The organism is Acinetobacter dispersus (genome assembly GCF_009884975.1).
Classification (GTDB): Bacteria; Pseudomonadota; Gammaproteobacteria; order Pseudomonadales; family Moraxellaceae; genus Acinetobacter; species Acinetobacter dispersus.
Window position 1 is genome coordinate 885,897 of the sequence record NZ_CP041970.1, and the last position, 19,287, is coordinate 905,183.

The window sequence follows — 19,287 nt, forward strand, 5'->3', positions numbered from 1 at the left end:
ATGTACAGCGTTACTCCAACAGAACCAAAACTAAATGGTGATCCACAAGCTCTCTTTGCTATCCAACGTGAAGATGGAGTTTTAGTCGGTCACTTTTACCATCCTGAACATGCAGAAATTTCATGTGCAGCACTTAACCAATCATTAGAAACAAAGGATTCAAATCATGAATAAATCAGAATTAATTAGCCATATTGCAGCAGCAGCTGGCATTTCTAAAACTCAAGCAACAGCAGCTCTTCAAGCAGTTGAAACGGGTGTGATTGATACATTGGCAAATGGTGGTCAAGTCGCATTAACAGGCTTTGGTACTTTCAGTGTTAAAGAACGCGCAGCGCGTACAGGTCGCAATCCTAAAACGGGTGAAGAACTTCAAATTAAAGCAAGCAAAGTACCTAGTTTTAAAGCAGGTAAAGGCTTGAAGGATGCTGTTAATTAATGGCGACCAATACTAAACATTCTGAGTGTGAACTGCGAATGAATGGACTAAGAGTTGAGCGGAAATTGAACCTCTGCGGTTTTTTTGAGTGGCACGTTTTGAACGATGCAAATCAAACAATTGCAAAGAATACCGTTCAACAATTTGCGATTGATATAGCACTAAACACCCTTCAAGCATAAGCGAAACACAGGCATTCATGCCTGTGTCTGCCAGTCGTCGTGGACTGGTACTGACGAGCAGCGAGGTTTATATGAAATACATCATGTTTAGAAAAGAAATTAACGATCTAGTTGAGCTTATACCAGTCATTTTCCCTAATAAGTTAGTGCATAAAGATATAGCTGATGCCTTGCAAAAGGAAGTTTTAAAGGACTGCACGATTCACTCTGCTGGATCAATTAGCCCACTTAATTTACTACCAGAAGGACGTTCTGAAACTTTAGGTATTGAGTCGAATCCTGAAACTGACGAACAGGTAATAAAAATGAACGATTACGGAGCTGGATACTTATGGTAGCAATTGAAGATTTAGAAAAATTACCCCCTGAAGTTGTAATAAGTATTGGAGAGACATCGTGAATAAAAAAGAAGTTATCGAAAAAATCAAAAAGTGCTTGGCATTGAGTAAATCAGCCAATCAACATGAAGCAGCAACTGCTTTACGCCAAGCCCAAGCATTGATGGAAAAATTTAATATTGATGTAGATGATGCTGAACTTCTAGGCATTCAAGAAGCAATAATAATTGGCAGTGGCTCACGGAAGCCAACGATTTATGAATCGCGACTTGCAACTGCAATTGCAAGAATGATGGATTGCGAAGTTTTACTTACCCAAAAAATTGAGTTCAATCACGAAAAATTCTCCTTCAAAAAAATTAACCACTGGAAGTTTATCGGTTTTGATCCTGCACCAGAAATCGCCACTTATGCTTTTGATGTACTGTTTCGTCAACTAAAAAAAGCGCGTAAAGAGTTTATCGATACATCTTTGAATCGAGTCAAAATCACATCAAATAAAACCAAACGTGCTGACCTATTCTGTGAAGGCTGGGTGATTGAGGCTATTAAACAGATTAGCAACATTAGTCCTAATAAAGACAAAATCAAACAGATTGACGCTTATATTTCCAAAAAGCATGAAGTTACGACATTTGCACCAGTAGACCGTAATGAAAAAACCAATATGAATAGTGACCGTAACCAAAATGATTATGGAAATGGTCTAAAAGCTGGAAGAAACGCTCAACTCAATAAAGCTATGAATGGTGGGCAAGAGTTTGAAAAGTTAGGAGCGAATTCATGAGTGAAACTATGAATTGCTTGAGTGTCTTAGCTTTATTTGCTGTTTTTGCCATCGGCTTAGTTACTTGTTGTGCTGAAGCGAAAAAAGCTTGGGCGGCACGCAAAATTACTGGTCAGACAGTCTTTGAGCGTAAAGCTTATGGTCTCAAAGCAGGATCATCTTTAAGCCTTGCAGTACTTGCTTTGATCGGTCTTGCAGACGCAGCTAAGGGAGTGTTCTGGTAATGGGTAAATTTTTACTAGGTTTTATCCTTGCTTGGTTTCTATGCAATAGATATGTGCATCTTATGATTGCTGAAGAGTGCAGACGACTTGGCGGATTCTTTGTTGATGGCAGTACATTTAAATGCATAGCTATCGAAAATAATGACGCAGATAAATCTATTCCACAGGTAATTTTGGAATCTGAAAGGAGATCATCAAAATGAAATTCAATAATAAAGCGAACCTGATCAAGCTGATCCATGTCGCAAAGACGAAGCTTGGTCTAGATGATGAAATCTATCGTGACATTCTCAAAAGTACTACTGGAAAAGACAGTTCTAAACTTTTGACACCAGCACAACTTGAAGCTGTGCTGGAACGTTTAAAACAACTTGGCTTTGCAGTTGAGTCAAAAGATAAAACTGGTGTTAAAAACTTAGCTGGCGATAAGCAAAGTAAATTGATCCGTCATTTATGGTTGCAACTTCATCAGGCTGGTGTAGTCAAAAATGGTAGTGAGCAAGCATTGGCAAAGTTTGTAGAAAACCGTGTCCATGTGAGTGCATTACAATTTCTGAGTACTAAACATGCCGATATGATCATCAATCATTTGCGTGAGTGGTGTAAACGTTGCGGCATTGAACGTCTCACAATCGAAGCATAGGAGATTTAGATTATGGCTTATCGTCCACACATTACAGATGCCCAACAGGTTTTCTCAGACGATGAGATCATTAACTTGATGCCTAAAAATTTCATATTCATTGCACGTTTGATCAAGGTTGAAAATGCACTGAACTTAATTGATGCTTTTGGTGGGACTAAAATCTTTATTCCAAGACGGCAGGCATTAAACGTGAATTCAGAACTTGCTCAAGTGATAGGCTTGAGCAAGCTCCAGATGCTAGCAGATCAACTTGGCAACGAAACTATTGAGATTCCAATGGGGACACCGATCACCGTTGCTATGCGAAATAGAGCGATCCGTAAAGATCACGCAGCCAAAATGACCAAACCCCAGCTCGCTCGAAAGTTCAGCGTGACATTACGGACGATCCGCAGTGTCATTAATTCAGAAGAGAAGCTCAGCGTCCATGAAAGCCCCAACCTTGATTTATTCAGCGATTAAAAAAAGCGGACTCACAATCCGCTTTCTCATTTCAAAATCTGAAACGCCTTTTCAAATCTCATCCCACTAAGTCCCACAATATCCCAACTAATCCCACAATTATCTCAACATTCCTGTCTAGTTATATTATTCTTACTCATTTTAGCTGAGCTTTTATAAAGGGTGGGAAGAAAGTGAAAAAATTATTAATCAGTTCATTGGTTGTGTTGTCAGGTTATAGCTTTGCTCATGAACCCTATGTTGCACCGCTTGCATATACAACGGAACAAACGCAAGTGACTGTTATATCAGGCTATGCAGAAGAAGCTTTACAAAGTGAATATGCATTAAAAAATGCGAAGTTTGAAATTACCGCACCCAATAATACCAAAACCACAATTGAGCCAGATTCTAAGCTCAGTTCGGCAACTGTATTTGACTTGAAACTGCCTGAAGCTGGGACTTATACGGTCAAAACCAGTGCCAGTTATCCTTTAAAATATGTGCAAGATCAAAAAGAATGGAAAATGTTCTTTGATATGCCAGCAGATAAAGCACCTGCAAAAGCTGAGCGTGATTTTGTCATTCCTTCAGATTTAAAAGCGAAAAAATTTACACCTGTTGAAATTACCCGTGAATGGACATTTTTGACTTATGTGTCTAAAGAGAAGAATACGCCAGTGCAAGCAAGCACAGCACCGATTAAAGTTGAATTTTTAACCCATCCAAGTGAGCTAAAGGCCAATCAAACGGTGAAAATCAAAGTATCAAAAACCAATCAAGCATTGGCCAATGCCAATGTGGTTATTCGTGCTAAAGGTGCAACTGATAAGCAAGGCATTAGTTTGAAGACAGCCGCAGATGGCAGTGCTGATTTAGTCTTTGCTAAAGCAGGCGAGTATCTGATTGAAGTCAGTGAAGCTGTGGATGTGAAGCAAAAACCAAGTAGTCAGTTCTATAGCATTATCAGTGTTGCTGTATACTAAGAAGCGGAAAGGCTAATTCATCTGAATTAGCCTTTTATTTTGATGTCACTTTTATTGATTTGACTCGTCATCCATTGCATTACTATAAAATTTAACGCCCAATTTAATTCGATCTCGACCATTGCTCATACGCCAGCGATTACTATCTCTGAGCGAATAAACACAGCCACAGTATTCCTGTTGATAGAACTCTTCACGTTTGCTGATCTCCAACATACGGACTGCGCCGCCATGTTTACGCCAGTTATAATCCCAATATTGGATATCTGGATAATGCGCCGCTGCACGCAGACCACAGTCATTGATTTGCTGCATATTCTTCCAACGTGAAATGCCCAGTGAACTACTAATTAAGCTGAAGCCATTTTCATAGGCATACAACGCGGTGCGTTCAAAGCGCATATCAAAACACATGGTGCAACGAATGCCTTTTTCAGGCTCATTTTCCATGCCTTTGGCACGTGCAAACCAGTTATCCGTGTCATAGTCACAATCGATAAATGGAATATTATGCTTCTCAGCAAAGCGAATATTTTCCTCTTTGCGGATTAGGTATTCTTTGACTGGATGAATATTGGGATTGTAAAAAAAGATCGAAAAGTCGATGCCTGACTCAATCAATGTTTCCATGACTTCACCTGAACACGGTGCACAGCATGAATGTAGCAATAGCTTATCGTGTCCTTCAGGTAGGCTGAGTATTTGGCGTTCAAGCGTCTTTTGACTTTGTTGGGTCATCGTAGGCATGGTCTGCAGCAGGTAATTGTATATTGTAAAAGTTTTAAAAGCCTGTAGCGGTTGAATTAAATGAAATGTTCTCAGTTCATGCTGAAAATTTTTTAATAAAGATTGGTTCAATCTTTACACTATTTTTCTTGTTTGGGTTTCAATTTTCTATCCATACGGGAATGTTTGCATCAGCTAAGATCGATAGATCGCATTTAATATAAAAATAAGGAATTAAAATCAATGTTGAGACAAGCTCATTAATTTAATGCTAAGATGAATTATATTCAACAAAATCCTTTCTGACCATTTTAAATGGATGGATAACCCAGTATTCAAAATCTGATGATGTGTGGTGCTAAGTTTCCCTTAAAAAGAGAAATTTGGAGGATTTAACTGCTAGGCCATTACTATGTTAGAACTTCGTCATTTAAAAACTTTAATTGCTTTAAGAGAGCACGGTTCATTGGTATCTGCTGCAACAGATTTATGTCTCACGCCATCGGCAATTTCACATCAATTAAAAGAACTTGATCATTGGTATGGGGTAGAAGTGGTTAACCGCCGTAGCCGCCCTGTGAGTTTTTCCAATGTGGGCGAGCGCTTATTGAAACTGGCAGATGATGTATTGCCACAGGTGCAAATTGCGCAAACCGATATTACCCGTATTGTGCATGGGCAAACTGGACGAATTATTTTCTCATCCGAATGTCATAGCTGCTTTGATTGGTTGATGCCATTACTCAATCAATATCGTCTGCAATATCCTGATGTAGATTTGGATTTTGCAGCGGGCTTTGAATCCAACCCGCATGAACTCTTGCAAAATGCTGAGTTTGATTTATTGATTACGGCAGATCCAATTGCATTAAAAGGGATTGAATACTTCCCGATTTTTGAATATGAATCACGTTTGGTGCTATCAAATACCCATTCTTTGGTACGTGCCGAGCAGGTTTCAGTACAAGATTTAGCTGAAGAAACCTTGATTACCTATCCAGTTGATAAGCATCGCTTGGATATCATGGCGCATTTATTTATTCCTGAAAATATTCAACCTAAGCATATTCGTACTACTGATTTGACTCAGATGTTGATTCAATTGGTGGCGAGTGGGCGTGGTATAGCAGCTTTGCCTGATTGGGTCGTGAACGAATATGAGCAAAAAGGCTGGGTCGTGAGTCGTCGTTTAACCTGTGTTTCACCACAAGGATTGAGACGTACCTTATATGCAGGTTATCGAACAGAAGATAAGGAAAAGAACTATTTCGAGGGCTTTATTAAGCAACTTGAAAAGTTTTCTAAGATGCGAACGGTTTATTACGAGCAATAATTGAGTTTTGATTGCAATTTATAAAAGGTAGAGGGAAATAGCCTTCTACCTTTCAGCAATAAGATAATGCATTGCAAGCATCCAATAGTTAAGACTTGCCAATGAGAAGGGATAATATTCCTGCCGCAATCAGTGGTCCAACTGGCACACCTCTTAGCAATGCCACACCTGCAACTGTGCCAATCAATAAACCTGCAACGACATCAGGTTGGCTACTCATCAATTTCACACCGCGTCCGCCTAACCATGCGACTAGTAAGCCAACCGCAATTGCAGCTAATGATTTAATACTTATAAATGATTTCAGGATGCTTTCACCGCTGATTTTGCCACTTGCGATCGGTGCCAGCACACCAATGGTTAGGATGATAATGCCAATATTCAAACCATGATTTTGAATATAAGGGAAAAACTGATTTAAAGGTGTGAGCTTAACCAAGATCAGGCAAGCTGCGGCTATCGTTACTGCTGTGTTTTGACTAAAGATACCGCAGCCTAATAAAACAAGCAGCACCAATAAGTTGACATCAAATTGTGAAAACATGCGCGAAATATTTGCGGGAAAGAAAGTTGAATTATATCGTAAATTGCCAGCTGACTTTGGCTAAATTAGCATTTGAACTTTTTAGCTCATCGATATTCTGTTTTTCTGAATTTGTAAAAAGCCATCATTCAACAGAAATGTTGAAGATGGCTCCTTGTTGTAGGGAAATTAAGCCAATTTTTTAAATGTTCCATAATATGCAATTTGTTCATCCCAGAATTGTTCCCACAAATCGCAATATTCAAGGCAAATTTGGCGAATCGATGCATATTCAGACTCGACACACGCTTGTGCCAATACGAACCATAAATCATCTTCATGGTCATCATCAGCCGCTTCAGCAGATGCATCATGTGAAACGCCATGAACATAGTAATAACCGCTATCAACATCAAAACCGACAGCTTTGGTTGCTTGACGTAATGCAGGGCTAAACAAAATGACTTCTTCTTCTGCCACTGCTAACAGGGCAGAAACGGCTTGATAACTGTGAAATGAGTTTTCCAGATAATTGCGAACACGTTGAGAGATCAGTGACGGTTGATAGTCATTTCGTTCCGTTTGACTGAGTTCAAAGTCATTTAACACCTCTTCAAACAAAGGATAGTGTGCATATTCTGGGTTACCAGAATAGTATCCTTCTTCATCAAGGCCTGGGCGGAATCCAAACTCATCTAGAATATTAAGATTAAGTAAAAAACGCGGGAACATTTTTGAACCAGAGAGTAAGCGTGGCTCAAGTTGTTTGGTTTGGAATTGCGCCATCAATAACGCATCAGTAAATACTTGTACGATAGCGTGGCGATATTCTAAATGAATGTGTTTTAAGGTTTCTTTATCAATTACACCGTCATTTAAAAGTTGAATGGCTGGGTGACGTGAAACAGGATGATTTGAAATTTCCTCACGTAATTGTTTTAGAAAGTTCAGGTTCTTGTTCCATTGTTCTGCAGAAATACTATTCTTCATTCCTTCAATAGCTTTCTGTCTTGGGTTGTTAAAGTTTTCAAATTTTTTTGGCATAGTCTTATACTCGATGGATTAATAATATTATTGCTTTTCCAATTATTTAGTTAGATTTTTTTTGGTTGCTTATGAATATAACTATTGGTTCAACCAAACATCTTTTTATTGGATGATTTAAATATAAAATGATTTTTTTGTGAAATCAATTTATTAAGTCGGCTAAAAAATAATAAGAAAGTTTATCAATTAACTTAACTGTAAACAAAAGGTGAATTGATTCACGATATATTTTTTTATTTTAAAAATAGAAAGATTTTTTTACAAATGATCTTGTGTATAGACAGATTTTTACATACCCTATAAGAGGGACAATAAAGAAAATACGACTTTTCGATAATGCTCTTAAAATAACATAAACATACATAGTGGCCAGAACTTTCCAGCATGTAAACTATGTCTAAATAATGCATTAAGTTTTTTGATAGAATTCTAAAAGGATAATAAAATGTCAAAAAAAGAAGATATTATTGCAACGGCTCTAGACCTTTTTAACCGCCATAACTACAGCTCTGTGGGTGTGGATCGAATTATTAGTGAGTCAGGTGTTGCGAAGATGACTTTCTATAAATACTTTCCTTCCAAAGAGAACCTGATTGAAGAATGTCTATCTCGAAGGAATAAAAGTATTCAGGAGGCGATTGAACACGAAGTTAACCTGAAGCAGGAAGATGATTATTTGGGGAAAATTAAAGCCGTCTATTTTTGGCACTTAGGCTGGTTCAACTCAGATGATTTTCATGGGTGTATGTTTCAAAAGGCTTCATTGGAAATCCTACAACAATATCCATCTATTATTAGACCGATTGTAGAATATCGAGAATGGTTAATGGGGTTGGTTGAGGAATTATTCGAAAAAGCCAAGGTATTTCAACCGCACGTACTTACAGCCATGTATATCAATATACTGGATGGTATGACGGCTTATGCAAAAGTAAATAAGGATCATGCCCAAATAGAAGAGTGCTGGTATTATATTGAGCGATTAATTCATTTGGAGGCAGCTTAAAATAATATATTTAGTTTTGTTAAATAATAGCTTTATTAAAATTAATATAAATAAAATCTTAAACCTAATTTTAAAATTATTAAAATGAAAAAACCGAGGATAAAACCTCGGTTTCTTCTGCTTATTTAATCAGCATTATTTTTCTACGAATGCACGTTCGATGACATAATCACCCATAACGCCCATACGTGGAGATTCTACTAAACCATGTTCATCAAGAAGCGCTGCAACATCTTTAAGGAATGCAGGGCTACCACATAGCATCGCACGGTCAGTTTCACGGTTGAAACGAGGTAAACCAATTTTTTCAAACAGTTCGCCAGTTTCAATTGCAGTTGTTACACGACCTTGAGTGTGGAACGGTTCGCGTGTCACAGTCGGGTAGTAAACCAGTTTATCTTTGATGCCTAGCTCTTCAAAGAATTCATGGCTTGGAAGCTCATTTAAGATCAAATCTTGATAAGCAAGTTCTGATACATAACGTGTACCATGAACCATAATCACTTTTTCAAACTTTTCGTAAGTTTCTGGATCACGAAGGAGTGAAAGGAATGGTGCAAGGCCTGTACCAGAAGATAAAAGGTATAAGTTTTTACCAGGTAATAAGTCGTCATGGACCAATGTGCCTGTAGGCTTTTTAGAAATCAGGATTTCGTCGCCCACTTGTACTTTTTGTAGAATAGAAGTTAATGGACCGTCTTGTACTTTAATAGAGAAGAATTCGAGTTCTTCTTCATAATTCGCACTCGCGATCGAATAAGCACGCATTAAAGGCTTACCATTCACTTCAAGGCCGATCATCACAAACTGACCATTTTTAAAACGTAAGCTGGTATCGCGTGTAGTTTTAAAACTGAAAAGCGTGTCATTCCAGTGGTGAACATGAGTAATGCGTTCAACGTTAAAAGCAGCCATTAAAGGTCTCGATCACAGTTAAAAGAAACAGATGGCTATTCTAATCTAAAATCATTCTCGATAAACTGAATATATTTAATTGTGTTTATAAGAAAAAGTGATGAGCAACTCAGTAGTCATGCCGATCATTGGCCATATGCATTCACCTTATCGTGAGAAGTTTGGTATTCCGCGACAGCCAAATCTGGTTCAAGTCGAGTCCTATATAGAGATGGCGGAGCCTTATAACGATATTCTGGCTTTTGACGGTATTGAAAATTTTAGTCATTTATGGTTGCTTTGGCAGTTTCATGAAAACAAAAATCAAGATAACTCTTTGAATCAAATGTCTAAATTTCGTTCACAAGTACGTCCGCCGCGACTAGGCGGCAATCAAAAAATCGGTGTTTTTGCAACGCGGAGTATGTATCGTCCATCACCAATAGGCTTGTCTGTAGTACGTTTTTTACGTATTGAAAAGCAGGCTAAGTCAGTTCGACTCTATGTTATGGGCAGCGACTTGCTGCATGGCACACCGATTTTAGACATCAAACCGTATATTCAATATTCCGATTCTATTGCAGATTCACAGAGTGGCTATGCACAACAAGAGCCAATCCGTAAAATAGTACTTTGGACGGAAACTGCACAGTCACAACAGCAACAGCTATTAAAGCAGAGGATTTTAGATAAAAAGATATTCGATGAACTCGAACAAGTGTTATCTTTAGATCCAAGACCTGCGTATCAAAATGACGCTGAGCGGGTTTATGGCATGTGTTTTTCAGAATTGAATATTCGTTTTACACTCGATGATAGGAATGTCACAGTGCTTGCTGTAGAGCAAAGTTAAAAAACTTTAAAAAATATAATTGAGTTATAAATTTGGGGAACTGACGGTAATGCAAGCGCAGGCAAAATTTGCAAATTTTTCTTTTACCATTGATGTGACGTGGTGTTTAGAACAGCTACTGAAAGATGGTCGTATCACTGAACGGGATAAATTACTCGTCCAAACCACGCATCGTCAAAAAGAACAGTTGAAATGGCACCCATTGCAATGGATTGCCAATTTTAATTTAAAAGATCAGCTCAATGCTGGCTCAGCCTTGACGCTGAATCGGTTGTGTCTGTGGCTTGCAGAAAAAGCAGAGATTTCATTGTTTGTGATTGACCCACTCAAAGCGGATGTGGCTGCTCTTACGAGTGTCATGTCACAAGAATTTGCGGTGCGTAATCACATTTTAGCCGTAGATGTTCAACCTAATCGAATTTTGATTGGTACAGATCAACCCTTTACTACGGAATGGCTCAATAATCTGGAGCGTAGCTTAGCACCGAAGAAGATTGAAAAAGTTCTACTCAATCCAGAACAGCTACAACGTTATATTATCGAATATTATCAAGTTAGCCGTGCGGTTAGTTCATCGCAAAATGCAAGTGTCTATGACCGTGAAAACAAGGGTGTTGAAGCATTATTGCAATTGGGCGATGCGCAAAATCCTGATGCCAACGATCAGCATATTGTGAAACTGGTAGATTGGGTGCTGCAATTTGCTTTTGAACAAGGCGCTAGTGATATTCACTTGGAGCCACGCAAAGACAAAGGGAAGGTGCGTTTCCGTATAGACGGTGTGTTACATACCATCTATAACATGCCTGCCAATACACTTACAGCCGTGATTTCGCGTATTAAGATTCTTGGTCGTATGAATGTGGCAGAAAAGCGTAAACCGCAAGATGGTCGCTTAAAAACGCGTACACCGAAAGGACAGGAGACTGAGTTACGTCTTTCGACTTTGCCGACAGCCTTTGGCGAAAAGTTAGTGATGCGTATCTTTGACCCAGAAGTGTTGGTGCGTAGTTTCCAGCAACTCGGTTTTGAAGGGCATTTATTACAGAGCTGGCAGCAGCTGACCCAGCATAGCCATGGCATCATTTTGGTAACAGGCCCAACAGGTTCAGGTAAAACCACCACGCTGTATTCATCTTTAAAGCAATTGGCAACCGAGCAGGTCAATGTCTGTACTATTGAAGATCCGATTGAAATGCTAGAGCCAAGCTTTAACCAAATGCAGGTCAATCCGAATATTGAATTAGGCTTTGCGGATGGTGTGCGTGCTTTAATGCGTCAAGACCCCGATATTATTATGGTCGGTGAGATTCGTGATCACGATACTGCAAATATGGCGATTCAAGCAGCATTAACGGGGCATTTGGTACTTTCTACGCTTCATACCAATGATGCGCCATCAAGCCTAACCCGCTTACATGACCTAGGAATACAGCCTTTCTTGACTGCAGCAACCATTCTCGGTGTCTTGGCGCAACGCTTAGTGCGTAGACTTTGCCCACATTGCAAACAAGAAACACAAATGAATGAGCATGAATGGGAGCATTTGACCTTTGATTATATGATGGATATGCCAACCAGCATGTATAAGGCTGTCGGTTGTGAAGCTTGCCGCCATACTGGCTATAAAGGTCGTGTTGGAATTTATGAGTTTATGCCTGTCAGCTTAGAGGCAAAATCACTGATCAGTGCTCATGGCACACTCAACGATTTAAGGGCGCAAGCCAAGAAGGAAGGGATTGAACCTTTGCGTATTGCTGGTGCACGTAAAGTGATTGAAGGTGTGACCACATTAGAGGAAGTCTTGCGTGTGGTGCCACTCAGCTAATGAGAAAAATTTAATCTTCAGATTCACCTCATCTTCATTTGTTTTAATGCCTACATCGAAATGAAGAAGCAACAATGAGGGTATCAAGATGAACGTTTTTTCTAAAGCTGCTGTAATCGCTGGTTTGGTTGGTGTTACAACATTTGCAGTGGCAAATACAGGTGCTGTGAATCAACAAGCTTTAGCACCAACACAAACCACCACAGTTAAACAAGCATTAACATTGAAAGATGATACGCCAGTGCAATTAAAAGGCTATGTGGTGAAAGCAACAGGTGATGAGAAATATCAGTTTAGCGATCAAACAGGCAGCATTACGGTAGATATTGATGATGACTTATGGATGGGCAAACCAATCTCAGCAAAAACACCTGTGACCCTTATTGGTGAAATTGACATCGACTATAAACCAGCCAAACGTGTTGAAGTTGATGTCAATGAAGTGAAGTTCTAAGCCGTAATTTATAGCAAAAAGCCACATGATTGATCATGTGGTTTTTTTGCTTGTTGTGCTGTTTAAAGGCATGATTAATCGTAGTCGTTTGATGGGTGTAAGGTTCTATGCGAATTTTATTGGCTGAGGATGATGCTTCGCAGGCAGAAAGTATTAAAGACTGGCTAGAAATGGATGGTTATAGCGTCGATTGGGTCGAACGAGGCGATCATGCAATTTTGGCGGTCGAACAGCATGAATACGATTGCATTTTACTCGATCGTGGCTTGCCGCAAGCTTCTGGGGATGACATTTTGAAATTTATTCGTCGTCAAAACTCGAAAACGCCTGTCATTTTTATTACCGCTAAAGACCATATTCACGACCGAGTTGAAGGCTTGGATCTTGGTGCTAATGATTATCTGGTTAAGCCATTTAATCTGGAAGAATTATCAGCCCGGGTTCGTTCACAGTTGCGTCAGCATCAAGCTCAAGCTGGGCAGTATCTTAGTTTCTTGGATTTACAACTGGACCCGCAGGCGAAAACACTCACCAAAGCAGGACAGACCATTAACCTGACTGCAAAAGAGTTCCAAATTTTACATAAATTGATGCAAAAGCCCGATCATATTCTGACACGTGAGCAACTGGAAGAGTCTTTATATGCTTGGGGTGATGAAATCGAAAGTAATGCAATTGAAGTGTTCATTTATCAAATTCGTAAGAAAATTGGCGGCCAATATATTAAAACCATCCGTGGTTTAGGCTACCGCATGCATCAGGAATAGCACAATGAAAGTGGTGTCTTTGCAAACCAAGTTGGTGAAAACCTCTTTGATCAGTTCAATTCTGGCTGGTTGCGTGGCATTACTTTTATTCGCCGTCATTTCAGTGTATCAAACCATGCAAGTGCAAGATGAAATCATGGACGAGATTGCAGATATGCTGCTAATTACCGATTTGACCACAACCTCAGGGCAGCAGATTGATGAGTTGAGTGAGCAATTTGATATTCAATACCGCTTGAGCAATGCACAGCAAACCTTAACTCAATCAGAAGATTTTCATCTTGATCCGCAGTATTACACTTTGATTAATGCAACACAGGGTGACTTTGGCCTGATTTGGCAGCAGGGGCAGCTATGGCGGAGCTATGCTGGTGAAGGTGAGCATGCACCTATGCAGGTGTTGATTTTACAGCCGTTAGGCGAACGTTTTAAAGACTTGCTGAATAGTTTTGCGGGCTATGCACTGATTTTAATCTTGGTGTGGTTGATGCAATGGATCATGTTGCATTTTTTGATTAAACGCCAATTCAAAGTTATCCATCAATTATCTACGGAAATCTCTGCCAAGAGTGCAGATGATTTGTCACCGATTCAAGCAGGTGAAGTTGAACCAAAAGAATTACAACCGATGTTGGGTCAGTTAAACCGACTGTTACAGCGACTAGATCATGCTTTGCAGGCAGAGCAACGCTTTACGGCAGATGCTTCACATGAGTTACGTTCACCATTGTCCGCAATCCAGATGCGCTTACAATTGTTGCAGCGTAAATATCCAGAACGTGCAGCAGATTTTTCGCAAATGCAGCAAGACGTGAGCCGTGGAATCCAAACTTTAGAAAATCTGTTGTTACTGGCAAGATTGGACCCTGAGCATTCAGACAATCTTCCCAAAACTCATTTTGCATTGCAATTAGTGATAGATGAGGCAACCCAAGCATTAAGCTTATTTGCACATGAGAAGGTAATTCAACTCCAGCAAACGTCGATTCTAAAAGACACTATGGTTTTAGCGAATCAACAGCTGATCTTTACCTGTGTACGCAATATTTTAGACAATGCGATTCGATATACACCAGAAAACGGAACAGTTTATATTGCGTTAAATCAGCGTTCTGATGGGCTAGAGCTGTGTATTGAAAATGATGGGAATGGTATTTGTACTGAAATTTTAGAACGGTTGGGCGAACGTTTCTATCGTGCTTTGGGGACGAAAACACAAGGCTCTGGTTTAGGGCTTTCGATTTGTAAAAAAATTATTGAACTGCATCATGGAAGAATGGCGTTTGAGCAATCTGAGTATGGTGGTCTCAAAGTCACGATAAGTTTCAAAATTTGATCTTATTTTTTATTCCGCAACCATATTAAAAAAGCAGTATGCGCTGACATACTGCTATTCCCACGTTTTTTATTGTTGTCCGATTATTATTATATTACTTCGTTAAAATCAGGCGATTATTACGGGTTAAACGTAAGCGATATTCCTCACCAGCATGCATGATGCGGATCTCGCGTCCTAAGGCAAAAAGGTTGTTTGAATGCAACATTGGCAATGATTGAGCTGCATCTGTACTACGAGTGAATAGGCTGAATGGTGCGTTCATTTGTTATGCTCCGTGGTGTGTTTTTTAATGTTTTAAATGATAATCATTATCGAATAGACCTGTCAACGGAAATTTTAAGAATTTACAAAATCATTCATTAATTTTGTTTTTTGACATGGGAATACGGTGACATTTTCCTTAAAATGGCTATAGAAAAATGAGGGATTTTAAACTGTTATGGCAAAAGCTACAGTTGATGTTGCAATCGCAATTTTATTACATAAAGCAAAAGTTTTGGTTGGTTGGAGACAGGCAAACCAGCATCAGGGCAACAAACATGAATTCCCTGGTGGCAAAGTTGAGGCGGGTGAAACACCTGAACAAGCTTGTCGTCGAGAAATTTATGAGGAAGTTGGGATTGGTTTAAAAGAGTGGCATGCTTTTGATGTGATTCGACATGAATATGAAGACATCATTGTCAATTTACACTTATTCCATGCTTTCGTTCCAGATGAGTTACTCAATCTTATTCATCAACCTTGGGCTTGGTATAGTCGTGATCAATTGATTGATCTAAATTTTCCGAAAGCAAATGCCGCAATTCTGCAACGTTTGAGTTGGCCACATCTGATTAAGATTAGTGATCAAATCGACGCTTTGCCTCAACAACAGGTGCTATTGTATTGGCGTATACAAACGGATGATATTCAGCAAATTGAGCAACAGCTTGACGCTTTGAAGGATGATCAATTGAGAAAACTCATTATCAATCTTGATCTGTGGAAAAAATTGAATGTAGAGCTGCAAAACAAGATACAGACCATTCATTTAAAGCAATCGCAGCTGATGAGTTTAAGCAAAGGTGGTTTGATTGTAGGGAAGCGCTTTATTGCTGCTTGTCACGATGCCGTGTCTTTACAACACGCTCAGCAGATTGGGTGTGATGCCGTGCTTTTGAGTCCTGTACATGCCACTGAGACGCATCCAGATACGAAAGTATTGGGGTGGGATCGTTTTCAGGAATTGGCACAGAACAGTGATATCCCTATATTCGCATTGGGTGGGGTTGCACCTGCAGATTTAGAACAAGCCCAAAAACATCATGCTTATGGGCTTGCTGGGATTCGTCAATTTAGTTCAATTGATTAAACTTAAAGTGTCTGAATCGTTCTACGTGCTTCTTGGGCCTTAATGGTATGACCGCGTGCTTCGCTCGCTTTGAGGATAATGGTCCATAATTGCTTTTTCATCGCGTTGCTTTGCGCATAACTTAAGCCACGACGTGCCAATGCTTCGGCATTGGCATATTCTTTACGCTGATCAGCAATCATCGCCAAATACAAATAAGTTTCTGTGGCTTGTGGTGCAATACGTTGTGCTTGTAAGGCATAACGCTCAGCTTCTGCGAGTTGCTGTTGCTTATAAGCCACTTGAGTTTTCTGCATTAAAGTTTTAAATGCAGGTAACTGGCTGCCATCATTAAACTTTTGCTGAACCTTTTGTTGTGGAACAACAACAGGAACACTTTGACGTTTAATTTCTTTTTGCTCATATGGCGTGATTTTCACGCCAGAAGAAGGCTGAGTCACCTTCTTTTTTGGCGGAGGATTGCTGGTCGGTTTATTGACCACTTTTTCAGGTGTTGCAGTACAACCTGCGATCAGCAATACACTAACAATAACCGTGATTTTTTTCATCATCTCCAATTATCCTTATTAAACTTAATTTTCACCGTTATAGCTGCCACTAGAGATAACGCGGGTTGGGGTGTGATTGGATAAATCTGTATCCATTTGGTTTTCACTTTCGCGAATATAGTTGCTGATACCATCGTTATGATCATCAGTAGGTGTTTCATCTGACTGTGGAATATAAGTCGGTTCAACTTCATAGTGAGATTGACCACACAAGGTTGCACGACGTGGTACGGTTTGACGCAATAATGGAATATACATCGCACCATCACAGCCTTGAGCAGATAAGTCACCGCTGGCACTATCAATCCATTGCCATTGAACATTATCAGTTTGACGCAGATTGACAGGTTCTTGACGGAGTTGTTTCATCACATTGATCCATACAGGTAATGCGCCTGAAGAACCTGTTAAGCCAGTGACTTTATTATCATCCAGACCTAACCAAACTACTGCAACATGGTTACCTGAATAACCTGCAAACCATGAATCTCTGGTGTCATTTGTGGTTCCTGATTTACCTGCTAAATTCAGTGATTCTGGTAGGCTGTTATATGCAGAACGACCCGTACCAGAACGCATCACTTGCTGTAAACCATAATTAATAATATATGCAGCAGCAGGGTCAATCGTTTGTTGAACATTCAGGCCATAACGCTCAAGTAAATGTCCTTTGGCATCGACAACGGTACGAATTGAGCGTGGTGGATATTTAAAGCCGCCCGTCGCAAAATTACCGTAAATGCTCAATACTTCCATTGGTGACATATTTACAGCACCAAGGTAAATCGAAGGGTAGGCAGGGATATCAGAACTTACCCCGAACTGTTTGAGCTTATTACTGAATGCAGATAAACCAAATTCATTGGCTAAACGTACCGTAGAAAGGTTATACGAGTTAGCCAATGCTTGTTGCATTGGCACAACACCATGTTCACCACCACTGTAGTTCTTCGGTGTCCAGCTCTTGTCGCCATCAATCGGAATATTTACAGCACTATCTTCGATCGGGCTTGCCCATGTATAGCGGCCAGACTCAATTGCATTTAAATAAATAATTGGTTTCAGTAATGAACCCACTTGGCGCTTAGCATCTAAGGCACGGTTAAAGCCTGTAAAGTCTTGAGTTGAGCCAACAGCCGCAACCAGTTCACCATTTTCAGGATGAGCAACTAGAACCGCACCTTGCAAGTTTTTCAAACGGGCAGGGTTGGCTTTGGCTAAACGATCGACAGTGCTTTTAAATGCATTTTGCACTTGTGTTTGTGCAATTGGATCAAGCGTAGTGAAAATTCTTAAACCTTGATTGGTAATATCACTTTCTTGATATTCAGTGCGGAGTTGACGACGCACAATATCCAAGAAATCTGGGAACTTTGCAGGACCTAAGGTTGGTTTACTCACCACATTTAATGGACGAGCAATTTCATCTTGGTATTCCGCTTCAGTTAAATAACCCATCACTTTCATGTTGTTTAACACAACATCACGACGTTTTTTTGCAGATTCTGGGTTGCGCCAAGGGTTGTATATAGAAGGGCCTTGAACTAAACCAACAAGGAATGCTTGCTGTGAAATATTCAGCTCACGTAGAGGTAAGCCAAAATAAAACTGTGATGCTAGACCATAGCCATTAATCGAATAGCTACCATTTTGGCCTAGATTCACTTCATTTAAATAGGCTTCCAGAATCTCATCTTTGCTGTAATGTAATTCAATTAATATGGCCATTAGGGCTTCATTAACTTTACGTTTCAGCGTTTTCTCTGGTGATAGATAGAAATTCTTGACCAACTGCTGCGTTAAAGTTGAACCACCTTGACGGCGACCACCTGTGGCATTACTGACCAAGGCACGTGCTGTACCACGGATCGAAATACCATGATGATGATAGAAATTACGATCTTCTGTTGAAATTAGTGCTTCAATCAGGGTTTTTGGTACTTTATTTAATTTGATAAGAACGCGGTCTTCATTGTGTTGTGGATAGATACCACCAATCAATAAAGGTTCTAAACGAGCAACACCTGTATTCGAAGGTTTGGTTGACCGGATTTCACTCACCTGACCATCGGCAAAAGCAAGTTCTAGTACCTGCTCAGGTTCATTACTGTCGCCATAGTCAAAACCGCGGGTATGTACATACATCTGGTTGCCTTGTACTACATAGCTACCAGACTTGTCATAATTCGCTGTGTTTTTATAACCCAGTAATTTTAACTCTTGGGTAAAATTCTCTTGAGTAATCGGTGCACTAGAATAGATTTCTAATGGGCGAGCAAACACCTTGGCAGGGATGTCCCAACGCTGACCTTCAAATTTGTCACGAATAATATTATCCAAGCGGATCAGATAGATACTAAAAGCAACAAAGACACCTATCACTAACATTGAGAAAATGAGTGCTAGAAAACCAATACCACGTTCAAACTTCATAGATTTGCGTTAAAACCAAAACAATGTCGGTAATGATGCGATAGCTTATTGTCATTTTGCAATCATAAAACTGTGAATAAATAGCAACATGCAATAAAAACTTTAAGAATGTGTTGACATTAAACGTATAAAAAAACAACGG

Annotated in this window: 25 protein-coding genes and 1 other RNA gene; 19 read left to right on the forward strand and 7 right to left on the reverse strand. The window is 39.6% G+C overall.

Annotation, left to right across the window (positions count from 1 at the left end; genetic code table 11):
• The 11 genes from FPL17_RS18720 (at position 1) to FPL17_RS03840 (ending at position 4,043) form a co-directional block, all read left to right on the forward strand.
• Positions 1–174 (forward strand): hypothetical protein, encoded by a 174-nt coding sequence (locus FPL17_RS18720; RefSeq protein ID WP_167515354.1) that lies wholly within the window; start codon positions 1–3, stop codon positions 172–174.
• Positions 167–439 carry an HU family DNA-binding protein gene (locus tag FPL17_RS03795; RefSeq protein WP_159883361.1) on the forward strand — a complete coding sequence of 91 codons (273 nt, stop codon included), beginning with the start codon at positions 167–169 and terminating at the stop codon, positions 437–439. Before FPL17_RS18720 ends, FPL17_RS03795 begins: the two co-directional genes overlap by 8 nt.
• Positions 439–621, forward strand: coding sequence for a hypothetical protein (locus FPL17_RS03800; RefSeq protein WP_159883363.1), 183 nt, complete (start codon positions 439–441; stop codon positions 619–621). Before FPL17_RS03795 ends, FPL17_RS03800 begins: the two co-directional genes overlap by 1 nt.
• Positions 620–688: hammerhead ribozyme type II (locus tag FPL17_RS03805), an RNA gene on the forward strand. The genes FPL17_RS03800 and FPL17_RS03805 overlap by 2 nt, the downstream gene beginning before the upstream one ends.
• A gap of 16 nt (positions 689–704) precedes the next feature.
• On the forward strand, positions 705–959 hold the full coding sequence (locus tag FPL17_RS03810) for a hypothetical protein (protein WP_032874642.1): 255 nt from the start codon (positions 705–707) through the stop codon (positions 957–959).
• A 58-nt stretch (positions 960–1,017) separates the two neighbouring features.
• Positions 1,018–1,746, forward strand: a complete 729-nt coding sequence (locus FPL17_RS03815; protein ID WP_032874644.1) for a DUF2786 domain-containing protein — start codon at positions 1,018–1,020, stop codon at positions 1,744–1,746.
• Positions 1,743–1,970, forward strand: a complete 228-nt coding sequence (locus FPL17_RS03820) for a hypothetical protein (RefSeq protein WP_032874646.1) — start codon at positions 1,743–1,745, stop codon at positions 1,968–1,970. Before FPL17_RS03815 ends, FPL17_RS03820 begins: the two co-directional genes overlap by 4 nt.
• Positions 1,970–2,173, forward strand: coding sequence for a hypothetical protein (locus FPL17_RS03825; protein ID WP_032874648.1), 204 nt, complete (start codon positions 1,970–1,972; stop codon positions 2,171–2,173). Before FPL17_RS03820 ends, FPL17_RS03825 begins: the two co-directional genes overlap by 1 nt.
• A complete protein-coding gene (locus tag FPL17_RS03830) occupies positions 2,170–2,613 on the forward strand; it encodes a gp16 family protein (RefSeq protein WP_159883365.1) in 444 nt (147 codons plus the stop codon). Before FPL17_RS03825 ends, FPL17_RS03830 begins: the two co-directional genes overlap by 4 nt.
• Before the next feature lie 12 nt (positions 2,614–2,625).
• On the forward strand, positions 2,626–3,078 hold the full coding sequence (locus FPL17_RS03835; RefSeq protein WP_032874652.1) for a Mor transcription activator family protein: 453 nt from the start codon (positions 2,626–2,628) through the stop codon (positions 3,076–3,078).
• 173 nt (positions 3,079–3,251) lie between these two features.
• Positions 3,252–4,043 carry a DUF4198 domain-containing protein gene (locus FPL17_RS03840; RefSeq protein ID WP_159883366.1) on the forward strand — a complete coding sequence of 264 codons (792 nt, stop codon included), beginning with the start codon at positions 3,252–3,254 and terminating at the stop codon, positions 4,041–4,043.
• Positions 4,044–4,094: 51 nt separating this feature from the next.
• On the opposite strand, the gene FPL17_RS03845 is transcribed toward FPL17_RS03840, so the two are convergent.
• Positions 4,095–4,790: an epoxyqueuosine reductase QueH gene (locus FPL17_RS03845; protein ID WP_159883368.1), complete on the reverse strand. Its 696-nt coding sequence runs from the start codon at positions 4,788–4,790 to the stop codon at positions 4,095–4,097.
• Positions 4,791–5,181: 391 nt separating this feature from the next.
• Here FPL17_RS03845 and FPL17_RS03850 point away from each other — a divergent pair, with 391 nt between their 5' ends.
• Positions 5,182–6,102, forward strand: coding sequence for a LysR family transcriptional regulator (locus FPL17_RS03850; protein WP_159883370.1), 921 nt, complete (start codon positions 5,182–5,184; stop codon positions 6,100–6,102).
• 88 nt (positions 6,103–6,190) lie between these two features.
• Here the strand turns inward: FPL17_RS03850 and FPL17_RS03855 are convergent, their stop codons facing one another.
• Both FPL17_RS03855 and FPL17_RS03860 read right to left on the reverse strand, forming a co-directional pair.
• On the reverse strand, positions 6,191–6,646 hold the full coding sequence (locus FPL17_RS03855; RefSeq protein ID WP_005187826.1) for a DUF441 domain-containing protein: 456 nt from the start codon (positions 6,644–6,646) through the stop codon (positions 6,191–6,193).
• A 168-nt stretch (positions 6,647–6,814) separates the two neighbouring features.
• Positions 6,815–7,669, reverse strand: coding sequence for a hypothetical protein (locus tag FPL17_RS03860; protein ID WP_159883372.1), 855 nt, complete (start codon positions 7,667–7,669; stop codon positions 6,815–6,817).
• A gap of 448 nt (positions 7,670–8,117) precedes the next feature.
• On the opposite strand from FPL17_RS03860, the gene FPL17_RS03865 reads away from it, so the two are divergent.
• Positions 8,118–8,678, forward strand: a complete 561-nt coding sequence (locus tag FPL17_RS03865; protein ID WP_005187836.1) for a TetR/AcrR family transcriptional regulator — start codon at positions 8,118–8,120, stop codon at positions 8,676–8,678.
• 135 nt (positions 8,679–8,813) lie between these two features.
• Here FPL17_RS03865 and FPL17_RS03870 read toward each other — a convergent pair whose 3' ends face one another.
• The gene (locus FPL17_RS03870; protein ID WP_005212762.1) at positions 8,814–9,593 is read right to left on the reverse strand and encodes a ferredoxin--NADP reductase; all 780 of its coding nucleotides are present in this window, start codon (positions 9,591–9,593) and stop codon (positions 8,814–8,816) included.
• A gap of 100 nt (positions 9,594–9,693) precedes the next feature.
• On the opposite strand from FPL17_RS03870, the gene tsaA reads away from it, so the two are divergent.
• The 5 genes from tsaA (at position 9,694) to FPL17_RS03895 (ending at position 14,810) form a co-directional block, all read left to right on the forward strand.
• Entirely contained in the window at positions 9,694–10,425 is a 732-nt protein-coding gene (gene tsaA / locus FPL17_RS03875; RefSeq protein ID WP_159883374.1) for a tRNA (N6-threonylcarbamoyladenosine(37)-N6)-methyltransferase TrmO, read from the forward strand.
• A gap of 49 nt (positions 10,426–10,474) precedes the next feature.
• Positions 10,475–12,253 (forward strand): type IV pilus assembly ATPase TfpB, encoded by a 1,779-nt coding sequence (gene tfpB / locus FPL17_RS03880; RefSeq protein WP_159883376.1) that lies wholly within the window; start codon positions 10,475–10,477, stop codon positions 12,251–12,253.
• An 88-nt stretch (positions 12,254–12,341) separates the two neighbouring features.
• Positions 12,342–12,707, forward strand: a complete 366-nt coding sequence (locus FPL17_RS03885) for a NirD/YgiW/YdeI family stress tolerance protein (protein WP_159883378.1) — start codon at positions 12,342–12,344, stop codon at positions 12,705–12,707.
• A 107-nt stretch (positions 12,708–12,814) separates the two neighbouring features.
• Positions 12,815–13,474, forward strand: a complete 660-nt coding sequence (locus FPL17_RS03890; RefSeq protein WP_159883380.1) for a response regulator transcription factor — start codon at positions 12,815–12,817, stop codon at positions 13,472–13,474.
• Between the two features lie 4 nt (positions 13,475–13,478).
• On the forward strand, positions 13,479–14,810 hold the full coding sequence (locus tag FPL17_RS03895; RefSeq protein ID WP_159883382.1) for a sensor histidine kinase: 1,332 nt from the start codon (positions 13,479–13,481) through the stop codon (positions 14,808–14,810).
• 94 nt (positions 14,811–14,904) lie between these two features.
• Here FPL17_RS03895 and hemP read toward each other — a convergent pair whose 3' ends face one another.
• Positions 14,905–15,075 carry a hemin uptake protein HemP gene (gene hemP / locus FPL17_RS03900; protein WP_004653932.1) on the reverse strand — a complete coding sequence of 57 codons (171 nt, stop codon included), beginning with the start codon at positions 15,073–15,075 and terminating at the stop codon, positions 14,905–14,907.
• A 177-nt stretch (positions 15,076–15,252) separates the two neighbouring features.
• On the opposite strand from hemP, the gene FPL17_RS03905 reads away from it, so the two are divergent.
• Entirely contained in the window at positions 15,253–16,164 is a 912-nt protein-coding gene (locus FPL17_RS03905; protein ID WP_159883384.1) for a thiamine phosphate synthase, read from the forward strand.
• A 2-nt stretch (positions 16,165–16,166) separates the two neighbouring features.
• Here FPL17_RS03905 and FPL17_RS03910 read toward each other — a convergent pair whose 3' ends face one another.
• Positions 16,167–16,715 carry a tetratricopeptide repeat protein gene (locus FPL17_RS03910; RefSeq protein ID WP_159883386.1) on the reverse strand — a complete coding sequence of 183 codons (549 nt, stop codon included), beginning with the start codon at positions 16,713–16,715 and terminating at the stop codon, positions 16,167–16,169.
• Positions 16,716–16,736: 21 nt separating this feature from the next.
• Entirely contained in the window at positions 16,737–19,145 is a 2,409-nt protein-coding gene (gene mrcB, locus FPL17_RS03915; RefSeq protein WP_159883388.1) for a penicillin-binding protein 1B, read from the reverse strand.
• Positions 19,146–19,287 lie beyond the last annotated feature (142 nt).